The organism is Luteibacter sp. RCC_6_2 (assembly GCF_041360655.1).
Taxonomy (GTDB): domain Bacteria; phylum Pseudomonadota; class Gammaproteobacteria; order Xanthomonadales; family Rhodanobacteraceae; genus Luteibacter.
This window is the reverse complement of the sequence record NZ_JBFUPQ010000001.1, coordinates 36,929-50,589: the sequence shown is the minus strand read 5'-3', so window position 1 is coordinate 50,589 and position 13,661 is coordinate 36,929. Positions and strand designations below refer to the sequence as shown.

12 protein-coding genes are annotated in these 13,661 nt (G+C 64.4%); 5 read left to right on the top strand and 7 right to left on the bottom strand.

Annotation, left to right across the window (positions count from 1 at the left end; all coding sequences use genetic code 11):
• Window positions 1-4: 4 nt before the first annotated feature.
• On the top strand, window positions 5-895 hold the full coding sequence (locus AB6730_RS00245) for a LysR family transcriptional regulator (RefSeq protein WP_371021655.1): 891 nt from the start codon (window positions 5-7) through the stop codon (window positions 893-895).
• A 12-nt stretch (window positions 896-907) separates the two neighbouring features.
• Here AB6730_RS00245 and AB6730_RS00240 read toward each other — a convergent pair whose 3' ends face one another.
• Window positions 908-1,810, bottom strand: a complete 903-nt coding sequence (locus tag AB6730_RS00240) for an alpha/beta fold hydrolase (RefSeq protein ID WP_371021654.1) — start codon at window positions 1,808-1,810, stop codon at window positions 908-910.
• A 183-nt stretch (window positions 1,811-1,993) separates the two neighbouring features.
• On the opposite strand from AB6730_RS00240, the gene AB6730_RS00235 reads away from it, so the two are divergent.
• Window positions 1,994-3,748 (top strand): MOSC domain-containing protein, encoded by a 1,755-nt coding sequence (locus AB6730_RS00235; RefSeq protein ID WP_371021653.1) that lies wholly within the window; start codon window positions 1,994-1,996, stop codon window positions 3,746-3,748.
• 4 nt (window positions 3,749-3,752) lie between these two features.
• Here AB6730_RS00235 and AB6730_RS00230 read toward each other — a convergent pair whose 3' ends face one another.
• The 6 genes from AB6730_RS00230 to dmeF form a co-directional block, all read right to left on the bottom strand.
• Window positions 3,753-4,697 (bottom strand): MBL fold metallo-hydrolase, encoded by a 945-nt coding sequence (locus AB6730_RS00230; protein ID WP_371021652.1) that lies wholly within the window; start codon window positions 4,695-4,697, stop codon window positions 3,753-3,755.
• Window positions 4,698-4,777: 80 nt separating this feature from the next.
• Window positions 4,778-5,323, bottom strand: a complete 546-nt coding sequence (locus AB6730_RS00225; protein WP_371021651.1) for a cytochrome c — start codon at window positions 5,321-5,323, stop codon at window positions 4,778-4,780.
• Between the two features lie 9 nt (window positions 5,324-5,332).
• On the bottom strand, window positions 5,333-6,139 hold the full coding sequence (locus AB6730_RS00220) for a copper resistance protein B (protein WP_371021650.1): 807 nt from the start codon (window positions 6,137-6,139) through the stop codon (window positions 5,333-5,335).
• Complete coding sequence (locus AB6730_RS00215) at window positions 6,136-7,950, bottom strand: copper resistance system multicopper oxidase (protein ID WP_371021649.1); 1,815 nt, start codon at window positions 7,948-7,950, stop codon at window positions 6,136-6,138. Before AB6730_RS00215 ends, AB6730_RS00220 begins: the two co-directional genes overlap by 4 nt.
• Before the next feature lie 113 nt (window positions 7,951-8,063).
• Window positions 8,064-8,447: a hypothetical protein gene (locus AB6730_RS00210; RefSeq protein ID WP_371021648.1), complete on the bottom strand. Its 384-nt coding sequence runs from the start codon at window positions 8,445-8,447 to the stop codon at window positions 8,064-8,066.
• A gap of 9 nt (window positions 8,448-8,456) precedes the next feature.
• Window positions 8,457-9,446 (bottom strand): CDF family Co(II)/Ni(II) efflux transporter DmeF, encoded by a 990-nt coding sequence (dmeF, locus tag AB6730_RS00205; RefSeq protein WP_371021647.1) that lies wholly within the window; start codon window positions 9,444-9,446, stop codon window positions 8,457-8,459.
• Window positions 9,447-10,028: 582 nt separating this feature from the next.
• Between dmeF and AB6730_RS00200 the strand changes: the two genes are divergently transcribed.
• The 3 genes from AB6730_RS00200 to wcaK are packed head-to-tail and all read left to right on the top strand — an operon-like array spanning window position 10,029 to window position 13,661.
• Window positions 10,029-10,205: a hypothetical protein gene (locus AB6730_RS00200; protein ID WP_371021646.1), complete on the top strand. Its 177-nt coding sequence runs from the start codon at window positions 10,029-10,031 to the stop codon at window positions 10,203-10,205.
• On the top strand, window positions 10,189-12,387 hold the full coding sequence (locus AB6730_RS00195) for a polysaccharide biosynthesis tyrosine autokinase (RefSeq protein WP_371021645.1): 2,199 nt from the start codon (window positions 10,189-10,191) through the stop codon (window positions 12,385-12,387). Before AB6730_RS00200 ends, AB6730_RS00195 begins: the two co-directional genes overlap by 17 nt.
• A gap of 41 nt (window positions 12,388-12,428) precedes the next feature.
• A complete protein-coding gene (gene wcaK / locus AB6730_RS00190; RefSeq protein ID WP_371021644.1) occupies window positions 12,429-13,661 on the top strand; it encodes a colanic acid biosynthesis pyruvyl transferase WcaK in 1,233 nt (410 codons plus the stop codon).

Sequence of the window (13,661 nt, the reverse complement as noted above, 5' to 3'; positions counted from 1 at the left end):
ACTTATGCGCAAAGACATCTACGACATGATGGCCTTCCTCGCCGTGGCCCGGGAGAAGAGCTTCACGCGGGCCGCGGCGAAGCTGGGCACCTCGCAATCGGCGCTTAGCCACACCATGCGCGCACTCGAGGCACGCCTCGGCGTTCGCCTGCTCACGCGGACCACGCGCAGCGTGTCGCCCACCGAAGCGGGCGAACGCCTCATCAGTACCGTCGGCCCCCGCTTCGAGGAGATCGAAGCGGAGATCGAGGCACTGGGTGAACTGCGTGAACGGCCGGCCGGGACCGTCCGCATCACCACGGCCGAACATGCCGCCGACACCATCATCTGGCCGGCGCTGGAAACCTTCCTGCCGAAGTACCCGGACATCAACGTCGAGGTCACCGTCGACTACGGCCTGGTGGACATCGTGGCGGAGCGCTACGACATCGGCATCCGTCTGGGCGAACATCTGGCCAAGGACATGATCGCCGTGCGGATCGGCCCGGAGATGCGCATGGCCGTGGTCGGCACGCCCTCCTATTTCGCGAACCGCAAGCGGCCGAAGACACCCCAGGACCTCACGGGACACAACTGCATCAACTTGCGGCTGCCGACGTACGGCGGACTGTACCCGTGGGAATTCGAGAAGAACGGACGCGAGGTGAAGGTGCGCGTGGAAGGACAGATCGTCCTCAACACCCTCAGCCAGATCCGCCGTGCGGCACTGGCCGGCTTGGGGCTGGCATGGTTGCCGGACGATGTCGTTCTCGACGACATCCACGAGGGCCGGCTCATTCGGGTGCTGGATAGCTGGTGCGATCCCTTTCCGGGATACCACCTGTATTACCCGAACCGGCGCCAGGCTTCACCCGCGCTCACGCTGCTCGTGGATGCGCTTCGCTACCGCGGGTGAACTTCCGAACGATCAGCCCGGAAGCTTCCTGTCGAGGAAATCCCGGATCAACGGCACCATCTCGTCGGACCGGTCCTCTAGTGCGAAGTGGCCGGTCGGAAACAGGTGGAATTCCAGGTCCGTGAGGTCGCGTTTATAGGGATGGGCGCCCTCGGCCGGGAAGATCGTGTCGCGTTCACCCCATACGATGAGCGTCGGCGGCTGGTGCTTGCGGAAGAGCGCCTGCACGGCGGGATACAACGGCACGTTCGTACGGTAGTCGTACATCACGTCCATCTGTACTTCGACATTCTTCGGCCGGTCGAGCAACGCTTGGTCGTGGACCCAGTTGTCGGGCGAGATGCGCGTGGGATCGTCCACGCCGTCCAGGTACTGGAATTTCGTCGTGTCGAGGTCGACGAGCCAGCGCAACGCGTCCCTGTTCCGCTTGCTGTCGTCGTTCCAGTAGGTCTTGATCGGATCCCAGAAACGGGTCAATCCCTCGTCGTAGGCATTGCCGTTCTGCACGATGAGCGCCGTCAGGCTCTCCGGTGATTTGAGGAACAAGCGCCAACCGACAGGAGCGCCATAGTCCATCACGTACATCGCGTACTTCGTTATGCCCAGGCCATCCAACAACTGCCCGACGATGTTGCCAAACGCGTCGAACGTGTAGTCGTACGTCGCGGGATCGGGCATGTCGCTCTGGCCGTAGCCGGGATAGTCCGGCGCGATCACGTGGTAGCGATCGGCCAACGCCGGGATCAGGTGCCGGAACATATGCGACGAGGTGGGGAATCCATGGAGGAGGAGCACGGTGGGGGCGTCCACGGGACCCGCCTCGCGGTAGAAGATCTTCAGCCCATCGATGGTGGCGAACCGATGGTGCGTCACCAGCGCCGATGCACGGGTGGAAGGCGGTGTGATGGTGGACATGACGGGTTCCTCGGATACGCAAAGCACACGCTACGCCCTGTTCCTTGGAAAACCTTGTCGCACCCTGTGATTTTTGACTGTTCACGCCTTCACGATCGCACGTGAAAAACATTCTCTGAGACGAGGTTTCCATCGTCGAACAGGACTATGCTCCGGGGACCGCGCGCGTCCAGGAGATGAGCCATGCCCGTGCTGGTATCCGTCAACGTGGGGCTGCCACAAGACATCGAGTGGCAAGGGCGAACCGTGCGAACGGCTGTCTTCAAGCAACCGGTCGAGGGCCCGGTGATGGCGCGACACCTGAACCTGGACGGCGATGGCCAGGGAGATCTCGCGGGCCATGGTGGCGAACACCGCGCGGTCATGGTCTACCAGGTGCAGTCGTACCGATACTGGGAGACGGTCCTCGGACGCACGCTGAGCGGCTATGGTCAGTTCGGCGAAAACCTCACCATCGACGGCCTTGCCGATGATGAAGTCTGGATAGGCGATCGATACCGGATCGGCGGTGCGCTGTTCGAGGTGACCCAGCCAAGGGTCACTTGCTACCGCGTGGGAATCCGTCTCTCCGAACCGCGGATGCCGTCGTTGCTGGTGGCGCACCGAAGGCCCGGGTTCTATTGCAGGGTGCTCGAAGAGGGCGTGGTGAGCGAAGGCGACGCCATCGTCCTGGAAACACGCGGCGACGGCATGAGCGTGGCCGAGGTCGATGCCCTGCTCTACCTGCCGGAACGGTCGGAGGAAAAACTGCGCCATGCGGTGGGCATGCGCGGCCTGAGCGAAGGTTGGCGCGGTTCCTTCGAAGCCTTGTTGAAGGCCGGACCCGGACGCGAGGGAAACGCCGGTCTGGCCAACGTGCCGGAAGCACCGCCGGCCTGGGCGGGGTTTCGCGACGTGCGCGTCCTGTCCGTGCACGAAGAAAGCCCGCACGTGCGATCGTACGTGTTCGGACCGGTGGATGGCGCTCCCCTGCCCGTCCCGCGCGCCGGTCAGTTCCTCGTGCTGAAGATCGATCGTCACGACGGTGGCACGGCCCTGCTCCGCAGCTACTCCATTTCCGATGCCTCGCATCCGGGCAGCTACCGCATCAGCGTGAAGCGCGCGGAAGGTATGGGAAGCGCGTATCTGCACGACCACGTCGAGGCGGGCTCCGTCGTGTCGATCAGCGCGCCACGCGGCAGTTTCGTCCTGCCCGACGACGAACGCCCGCTGGTTTTGTGGGGTGTCGGCATCGGCGTCACACCGCTGCTTGCGATGCTCCACGACATCGTCGCCCAGCGCGGCCGCTGTCCGCGGAAAATCTACTGGATATATGGAACACGCGATGGCAGCGAATATCTGTTCGCGCAGGAGACACGTGAGTTGCTCGGGCAACTCGACGGCGTGACCTCGCTGGTGGCCTTCAGCCATCCGCGCCCTGGGGATCGACTTGGCACGGATTTCGACGTGACTGGCCGCCTGCGCGCCGCAGACCTCGCGTCACTCGGCATTCCAAGCGATGCACGCTTCCTGCTCTGCGGTCCACCACTCTTCATGCAAGAGGCACGCGAAGGCCTGCGCGCGCTGGGCTATCCGGCCGACTCGATACGCTCCGAACTCTTCGGGTCGAACGAATCGATGGCTCCCGGCGTGGTGAACACCGCCGTCGTTCCACCACACCCACCGGCCGGACCGCCTGGCAGCGGCCCGTCGATATCGTTCGTCCGCAGTGGCCTTTCGGTGCGCTGGGACGACCGCTTCCAGAGCTTGCTGGAGCTCGCCGAGGCAAGTGACGTGCCCGTGCGCTGGTCGTGCCGCTCCGGTGTCTGCCACAGCTGCGAAAGCGGCCTGATAGGTGGACGGACCCGTTATTCCCCGGACCCCCTCCAGCCTCCCGCCGACGGCGCGGTACTGATCTGTTGCGCCACGCCGTTGACGGACCTCGAACTGGATCTGTGACGGGTCAGCGCATTCCGTCATAGGCGATGCGGGCGAAGAAATCGGGATCGATGACGAAGTGTCCGTACTTCGCATCCCAGGCCGCCGTCGGCTTGGCCGCGATGACTTCATCCCGTGACTTGCCCTGCTTCTTCAGTGCCGCCACGTTGTCGCGAATGCCCGCGAGCATGTCGCGGAAATCCTTCACATCGGCCTTGCCGCCGACGGGACCATGCCCGGGCACGACGACGGCCTTGTCGCTTATCGTCGGGAGGATGCGGTCGAGGACGCGAACCATCCCGTCGATGCCTCCGCCGTTTTCGTTATCGATGAAAGGATAGACACCATTCCAGAACAGGTCGCCGAGAAAGACGACATCGGCGGGTTGGATCGTCACGTAAAGGTCGGTATCGGTGTGCGAGGGAACGACCTCGATCGCGGTGATGGTCTGGCCATCGACGGTCCAGTGTTTGCTCGTCTTGATGACCGTGCCCGGCACGGCGGATTTCGGCAGCGGCTTGAAGGTGAAGTCCCAATCGTCCACGCGCGTGGTCTGGGATACGCGCTTGATGGTTCCCGAGGTAGCGGCCACTTGAACGCCCTTGCCCGCGAGCCATGCATTACCGTCCGTGTGATCCCAGTGGTAATGCGTGTTCACCAGGTAGCGAACCGGTTGCGGTCCCAAGGCGTTCAGCGCCGCCTCTACACGCGGCCGCGAAACGGCGATGCCGGCGTCGATCATGAACTTGCCGTCGCGGCCCGTCACGACACCGATGTTTCCTCCCGATCCCATGAGCACGCTGATGCCGTCGCGCAGGGACACCGTTTCGATCGGGGCCGTCGCCGCCGCTTCGTTGATCTTGATGACCGGGCTGACCCGGTCCGCTCCCCACGCGGATACCGAAAGCAAGGCTAGCGACGATCCCATCACGGCGCAGCGCGCGAGGCGCACACGGTTACGACGACCCATGGCTCTTCTCCCGTCAGGGCGCCCCGGATGGACGCTCCCCATCCAACCGCTTTTCGGGTGCCCTGGCTTGTGGGAATGCGTTATTTAGGGTGATCCATGTCCATATCGTCGTCGGGCGGCGCCGCGGCCACCATGGCCTTGTATGCCTCCGGCGACAAGCCGGGCAGTTTCCGCAGGAAGGCGACCATGCTCCAGATGGTCATGTCGTCGTGGCTGCCACCCCACGCCGGCATCGCGCTCATCTTGATACCGTGCTTGATCGTCCAGAACGCCTGCGCCGGTTCGATCCGGGCTTGCGTGAGATTCGGTGGTCGCGGGTAGAGCCCCGGGCGGATTTCCGAATCCTCCTGGCCCGGTGTCAGATGGCATGCGGTGCACATGGCGGCGTACTGTCCGGCGCCCTTGAGGATCAACTGTGGATCGGACAAATCGGGCACCGTGATGTCCGAGGCCCTTGCCTGAATCGAACGTCGTCGCAAGGTCTCCAGCGCTGCATACACCGGCCGGGAATGCGGCGCGTCGGCGCCTATGTCATAGGCACCCGAATAGATGAAGGTTCCGGCACCGCAAGCGGCCACGACCGCCACGCCCAGCACGGTGGAAAGAACGAGGGTGATTGGCTTCACGAGGATGTCCTAGAACCATAGCCGGAGGCCGGCGACGACCTGACGGTCGAAGACGGGTTGACGATCCGCGCGAACATAATCGGCGGTGCGACCGAAGCGATCGACGAAACGGATGCCGATATAGGGCGCGAACTCACGACGGAATTCGTAACGCAGGCGCAGGCTGAACGAGGCATCGGAGACGCCCCTGCCGACGCGGGCCAGCGGATCGTCCTTGCCATAGGCGTTGAGTTCCAGCTCCGGTTGCAGGATGAGCCGCTGGGTCAGGAAGAGATCGTATTCCGTGCGCACGCGCGCCGCGGTGCGTCCGTGCGCGCTCGCGTACGCGGTGGCTTCCACCTCGAACCAGTACGGTGCCAGGCCCTGCACGCCGAACGCCGCCCAGGTGCGGTTCGGTCCCTGACCGAAGTCCTGGCGGGCGCCTAGCTGGGTGCTCCAGTACGGCGCTATCGCATGGTTCCAGAACGCTTCGACGTCGGCTTCCTCCAGCTTGCCGCCGCTGCGATCGCCTTCGGTGCGGAACCACAGCTTGTCGTCGTCATTGCCGTACCAGCCTTGCGCCTCCCACGCCTGACCATGGGCATCCTTGCCATGAACCGCCTCGAGCTGGTCGATCAGGATCATCCGGTAGGGGCCATTGTCATTCATGTCCATGCCCTTCATCGCACCATGGCCGATGCCGTCGGAGTAGTCGGGACTACGCGCATCGGCAGGCGCATCGCCGCCTTGCATCGGTCCCATCTTCATTTCTTGCGCCCCCGCGGCCATGGGTATGCCCAGGCCAAGCGCGACGAACCACATCGTGCGGGCCCTCATGACACCACCACCTCGCGGAACATGCCCGCCTCCATGTGATAGAGCAGATGGCAGTGGTACGCCCAGCGCCCGGGGTTGTCAGCCGTCACGGCATAGGTGATCCGTTGCGCGGGCTGCACGTTGATCGTGTGCTTGCGCACCTGGAATGCGCCTTCCGGGTTTTCCAGGTCGCTGAACATGCCATGCAGGTGGATCGGATGATTCATCATGGTGTCGTTGACCAGGACGATCCGAACGCGCTCGCCTTTATTCAGGTGCACCGGCGCGGCATCCGAGAACTTCACGCCATCGAACGACCACATGAAGCGTTCCATGTTGCCGGTGAGGTGCAGCTCGATCTCCCGGCCGGGCTCGCGAGGATCGGGATTGCCGCCGACCGTGTGCAGGTCGGCGTAGGTGAGCACGCGGCGGCCGTTGTCGCCCAGGCCGATGCCGGGATCGTCGAGGTTGGTGCGCGGTGTGTCCACGTGCATGTCCACGCCGGGACCGTACTCCGTGCGCGCGTGTCGCACCTTCGGCGCGTTCGCCTTCATGTCATGCATGCCTTCCATGGAGGCGTGGTCCATGCCGGCCATCGAACCGTGATCCATGCCGGCCATGGAGCCATGGTTCATGCCCGGCATCCCGCCGTGATCCATGCCCTTCATCATCTTCGCGCTACCGCCCATCGCACCCATCATGTCACCCATGCTCAGCCACTGGCGCGGATCGACCGGCGGCACTGCCGCCTCCATTCCCGGCCGAGGCGAAAGCGTGCCGCGCGTATAGCCGCTGCGATCGATCGACTGGGCGAAGATCGTGTACGCAACCTCTTCTTCCGGTTCCACCAGCACGTCGTACGTCTCGGCCGTGGAAATACGGAACTCATCGATCGGCACGGGCAGCACATCCTGGCCGTCCGCGGAGATCACGGTCATCTTCAAGCCTGGAACGCGCACGTCGAAGATCGTCGACGACGAGCCGTTGATAAAGCGCAGGCGGATCTTTTCGCCCGGCTTGAACTGACAGGTCCAGTTCCCCGCGGCAGGCATGCCGTTCATGAGATAGGTATACGCCGCGCCCGACACGTCGCTCAGGTCGGAGGGGTTCATGCGCATGGTGTTCCACATCTTGCGCATTTCCAGCGCCTGTCCCAGACCCTTCTCACGCACGTCGCGGAAGAACCGTGAGGCGGTGGGCTGCGCGTAGTTGAAATAGTCGCTCTGTTGTTTCAGGCGAAGGAAGATGCGTTCCGGATCGATGTCGGTCCAGTCGCTGAGCATGACCACGTAGTCGCGGTCGCTGCGGTAACGGTCCGATCCGGCCGGCTCGATCACTAGCGGACCATACAAGCCTGTCTGCTCCTGAAAGCGGCTATGCGAGTGGTACCAGTAAGTGCCTGCCTGGCGCACGTCGAACCGATAGACGAAGGTCTCGCCCGGGCCGATGCCGTCGAAGCTGATGCCTGGCACGCCGTCCTGGTCGAACGGCAGCACGATGCCGTGCCAGTGGATCGAGGTCGGCGTACGTAGCCGGTTGGCCACGCGCAACGTCACCGTCGTTCCTTCCTTCCAGCGAAGGATCGGCCCCGGAATACCGCCGTTGACGGTGACGGCGGTGCGCGGCGCGCCGGTGATGTTCACCGGCGTCTCGGCGATGTCGAGGGAAAAATCGGTGCCGTTCAGCACCGTCGGATGACCGGGGTTGGTCAATGCCCAGACTGGCGATGGACGTAGCAGGCCCATGCCGGCGGCGACGCCGCCGACGGCGAGGCCGGCCACGAAACGTCGTCGCGAGGCGTGCACTGGTTCGAAAGAATCGGGGGATGTCATACGGATGCTCCACGAATACGATGCGCGGCCGACGGCCGCGTGGCGCGGTCGTGCATTCGTCGCCACAAGGGAGTGACGGAATGCCCGGCGCGGGGGAAAGCGTCAGCGGAGGATCAGGCGGCGGGTGGACGCAGCGGTGGCCCGTACCCGGCTTGGGGCGCGGCGCGAACACCGGCAGCGAAGATCGTGATGGTTGTCGCCGGCGTGTCGCCGAGCGCGAGCGCGCTGGCGGGAAGGACGCTCGTGCAGGCAGGCGTGCAATGGCACGCCTGGCCGGGACTGTGACAGCAGTTGCCATCGTGGTCGTTGCAACCACCCTCGTCCGCCGATGCCGTGTGCGCCGACACATGATGGGCATGCGTGCGATGCACGCCCGGCCCCGGCGCGGCGTGCACGTCGGCCGACCATGCCGGCGCGAGGCCCACCATCGCCCACGCCAGCCAGGCGAACACCCAGAGGGCGCGCCGGTGGCGATAACGATGGAAGAAGGCATTCATGCCGACAGCTTATGCCCCCGAGGCGATGCCCTCAACTCTGGAGCCGGGTCCAACGCGGTGCACCTCGACGGTCACGTGGACCAGTTCGTCGTGGATGGCCAGCGCGCGCCGGTAGTAGTCGCCATCGACATCGGCGGTCGTGGTGATCTCGAGGACCACGGCGAACTTGCCCTTGCCGACACGCCATACATGGATATCGTCGATGACGGCCTCATGCCGGTCTTCCGCGATCACCTGGCGGATTTCATCGACGACGGGGGCATCCATCTCCGCATCCAGTAAGACCCGGCCGCTATCGCGCAGGAGACCCCACGCCCACACGGTGACCAGGACCGCGCCCAGCAAGCCCATCACCGGGTCCATCCAGCGCGCGCCCCAGATCATGCCGGCGATGAGGGCGACGATGGCGAGGACGGACGTGGCCGCATCCGCCAACACGTGCATGTACGCCGAACGCAGGTTCAGGTCGTGATGGGCATGCGCGCCATGCGCGTGACCGTGGTGATGATGATCGTGGTCATGGTGATGATGATGGTGATGATGGTCGTCGCGCAGCAACCACGCGCAGACGAGGTTCACCAGCAAGCCGACCACGGCGATCGCGATGGCCTGCTCGTAGTGGATCGGCAGCGGCGTGAACAGGCGCTCCGCGGACTGGAACGCCATCAGCCCCGCTACGCCCAGCAACAGGATCGCGCTGGAATAGCCTCCCAGGATCTCGATCTTCCACGTGCCGAAGGCGAAACGGCGATCGTGCGCAAAACGTCTCGCACAGACATAGGCGAACGCGGACAGCCCCAGGGCCAACGCATGCGAACTCATGTGCCAGCCGTCGGCCAGCAAGGCCATGGAGTTGTAGTACCAGCCACCGGCGATCTCGACCACCATCATCGCGGCCGTCAGCAGCACGGCTCGCCGGGTATTGCGCTCGGCCATCGGATTGCCTTCGTCGAACGCGTGGCTATGCGCACGCGAGGCAGCGGCGGCTTGGATCGACATGTGGCGGTACCCGTGCACGAGGAGGTGCTGATGATAGCCCGCCAGGCAGCACGACGCCGGGTGTTGCGACGCACGATGAAAGCGATTGTAGACGCCGGCCCCTGATGGGTTCCCCGCCTCGTGTCGCCGGGCCGCCCCGCCGAAAACCCGTCTATTTGTGGCTATTTCGTGACAAAGATCACACCCTCGGTTCACCCACCCGCAGGTCACCGTCGTCACGACTCCCGCTTCGGCATGATCGTGCGTCGCAGCAAAACATAACCGGAAGATGAACCATTTATTAGGCATTCGTGCACGAATAAGCCTTCATGCCTAACGATTAACTTACGTTTCCGCCTCTTTAGCGCCATACCCGCGTCGGTTACTTGACGCAGGTCGCAAAACTGGCGCCTTTCACTTTGAGGCACCGGCCGCCGCGTCTATGCTCAAACCTTCCATCGATCTCCGTCCCCGAGTGGGCGCGGGCGGAATCGGTGCCGGCGAAGGACATCGTGCAAAGGCACGAGTGGCGTCGGCGCGGCATCGTCATCGCCCGCCATCGAATAGACGCTCGCCTCATGACCCGAGTGGCGCATCCACGTGATGCGCGATGCGCTTGCGTGCTCGAAAGACGCACGGTTTCGGCTGCGCGAAACACCGGAAAACAAGGCAAAAGTGGCGTCGGCATGCGTTTCGGCCCATTCATACTCGGTGCGCTATAAACGTTTGGCCGTCCATTCATTTTCAGGAAAAACGCTGCCGCATGACGACGAAGATTGATCAGGCCCACGACGACGACACCATCGATCTCAATGCGTTGCTCGGCACGTTGCTTGATCACAAATGGTTGATCGTCGCCATCACCGGGACGTTTTTCGTGGCGGGAGTCCTCTACTCGCTGCTCGCCACGCCTATCTACCAGGCGACCGCGATCGTGCAGGTCGAGCAGAAGACGCCGAGCCTTCCCGGCCTCAGCGATCTCACCCAATCGCTGGGCACCACCGCGTCGCAGGCCACCACCGAGATCGCGTTGATCACCTCGCGCCTGGTCATCGGCCAGGCGGTGAACGACCTGCGCCTGGATATCCAGACGCAACCCCAGCGCATGCCCGTGCTGGGCGATTACCTCTCGCGAGGTTACAAGCCCGGCCAACTCGGACCTGTGCGTTTCGGCCTGAGCCGCTATGGTTGGGGCGGCGAAGTGGTGGACATCTTCAAGCTCGACCTGCCTGACAACATGGTCGGCCAGAAGCTCGAGCTGCGGGCTGGTGACGACCACCGCTTCGGTCTCTACAACGACGATGGCAAACGCCTTCTCGAAGGCGTCGTCGGCCAGCTGGTTCGCGCCAACGGCATCACGATGCAGATCAGGCAGCTCACGGCCAATCCGGGAACGCGCTTCGACGTGGTCACCCAGCCGACCTTGACCACCATCGGCCGCTTGCAGACCGATGTCGTGGCGCTGGAGCAAGGCACGGACTCGGGGATCATCGGCCTGACCTACAACAACGCCGATCCCGATCTCGCGCAGAAGGTGCTCGATCGCATCACCACCGCCTATGTCCGCCAGAACGTGGAGCGCAATTCGGCCGAAGCCGCGAGCCAGCTGCAGTTCGTCAAGGACCAGTTGCCCAAGGTGCGCCAGGAACTCGACCGGGCCCAGGCGGCGATGAACGTCTTCCAGACCCAGTCGCACTCCGTCGACCTCAGCATGCAGACCAAGGGCCTGCTCGACCAGATCGTGGCGGTGGAAAACAACATCCAGCAGTTGCACCTGCAGGAAGCCGACATCGACCGCCGCTTCACCCACGACCACCCGGCGTACAAGGCCTTGCAGCAACAGATGGGCCAGCTGCAGGCGCAGAAGGCGCAGATGCAGAAGCAGGTCGGCGACCTGCCCGACACGCAGCAGCAGTTGCTCAAGCTCAATCGCGACGTGCAGGTCAGCAGCAACACCTACACCAGCCTGCTCAACCAGGCGCAGCAACTCGATATCGCGCGTGCCGGCACCGTGGGCAACGTGCGCATCGTGGATACCTCGGCGGTGGACAAGACCCAGCCGGTGCAGCCGCGCAAGGCCCTGGTCGTCATCATCGTGACGTTCCTGGGTGGTTTCCTCGCCCTCGCCTTCGTCTTCCTCCGGCAGATACTCAACCGCGGTATCGAAGATCCAGCGGTCATCGAGGACCTCGGCCTCCCGGTGTACGCCTCGGTTCCGCTCAGCGAGGGCCAGACCGCGCGTTCGACCCGCACGCACCACGGTCATCACGGCCACGGCGGCCGTGGCCCCTTGCTGGCCATCAGCGAACCCGCCGACCTCGCGGTCGAGGCGATCCGCAGCTTGCGCACCAGCCTGCATTTCGCGCGGCTGGAGGCCAAGAACAACATCCTGATGATCACCGGCTCCAGCCCTTTCGCCGGCAAGACCTTCGTCTCGGCGAACCTGGCGGCGGTGATCGCCCAGGCGGGACAGCGCGTGCTCCTGGTCGACGGCGACATGCGCCGCGGCACCCTGCACCACCTCCTCGGCATGGAAACCGGGCAAGGCCTGTCGGACATCCTCGTCGGCGGCGCGGAAATCGCCACGGTGAAGAAGAAAGGGCCCTTGGCCAACATCGACTTCATCAGCCGCGGGCGTGTGCCGCCCAACCCGTCGGAACTGCTGATGCACGAGAACTTCACCCAGTTCATCGCCGAGGTGGTATCCGCCTACGACCTGATCATCATCGATACGCCGCCGATCCTGGCGGTCACCGATGCGGCCGTGATCGGCCACCACGCCGGCACGAGCCTGATGGTCGCCCGCTTCGGGCTCAACAAGGCGCGTGAGCTGGCCCTGGCGAAGCAGCGCTTCGAACAGAACGGTGTCTCCCTGAGGGGCGCGATCTTCAATGCCGTGGAACACCGGGCCGCCGGTTACTCCACCTACGCCTACTACAAGTACAAGGCCGACCCGGCCTGAACCGTCCCATGAACAAGGGGACACTGCATGAATCAAGGACTATGGCGCGCATCCTGATCGTCGGAAACCACACCTGCGGCAATCGCGGCGATTGCGCGATCCTGCGTGGCCTCCTGGAATGCCTGGAAGACGTGCTGCCGGAGAGCCGGATCGACGTCACCAGCCGCTTTCCGGTGAGCTCGGCGTACCTGCTCGGCCGGCCGCTGCTGACCGACACGTTGAACAGCTACTACCAGGAAGCGGGCAAGCGGCGTTTCGGCGCCCTTCGTTCGCTGCTGCTGCGAAGGCTGGTGCCACGCTTGTTGCACGGGCACCTCAACCGCCGTTGGTGGGCGCGCTGGCTGCCGCTGCCCCGGCGTCATCGCGAGTACATCGAATCGCTGAAGGCGTACGACCTGGTGATCCAGGTGGGCGGCTCGTTCTTCGTCGATCTCTACGGCGCCACCCAGTACGACCAGGTCAGCTGCGCCCTGCTCGCCGGGCTGCCCACCTACCTGATCGGGCACAGCGTCGGGCCGTTCCAGCACGCGTTCTTCCGCAAGGTCTCGCAAGACGTGATGATGCGGGTGGATGCACTGGCCTTGCGCGAGGAAGTCAGCGCGAGGCACATGCAGGACAGCGCCATCCCGCAGGACAAGGTGCGCTGGGCCTCAGACACCGCGTGGCTGGTGCATCCGGGCGAACCGGTGGCGGTCGACACCGCACGCCCGACGGTCGCGGTCACCTTCCGCGAACTGGCGCCGTTCGACAAGCGGTTGGGCGTGACCCAGGCCCAGTACGAGACGGCCTTCGCCGAACTGCTCGATGCTGTGATCGAAGCGGGCTACCGCATCGCGGCGTTCTCCACCTGCACGGCGATCGACGGCTATCCCAAGGACGACCGCATGATCGCGCTCAAGGTGCGGGCACGCCTGCGCCACCCCGAGGCCTGCCATGTCGAGATGAACGAGCTCAACGACGTGGAACTCGGCCAGAGGTTGGGCGCCTGCGTCCTCACGATCGGCACGCGCCTGCACAGCGCGATCATCTCGATGAACTTCGGCACGCCATCCGTCGCGCTCAATTACGAGCACAAGTCCGAAGGCATCATGAAGCGCCTCGGCGTGGACGACCTGGCGATGCCCGTGCCGTCCCTGCTCGACGGCAGCCTGCGCGCCAAGGTGCTGGAGCTGCTCGGCGACGAGACCCTGCGTCCGAGGGTGGCCGCCGCCGTGGCCCGTGAAAAGGCTTTCGCGCGAGAGTCCCTGCTCTCGACGCTCGCGATAGGGCCCTGA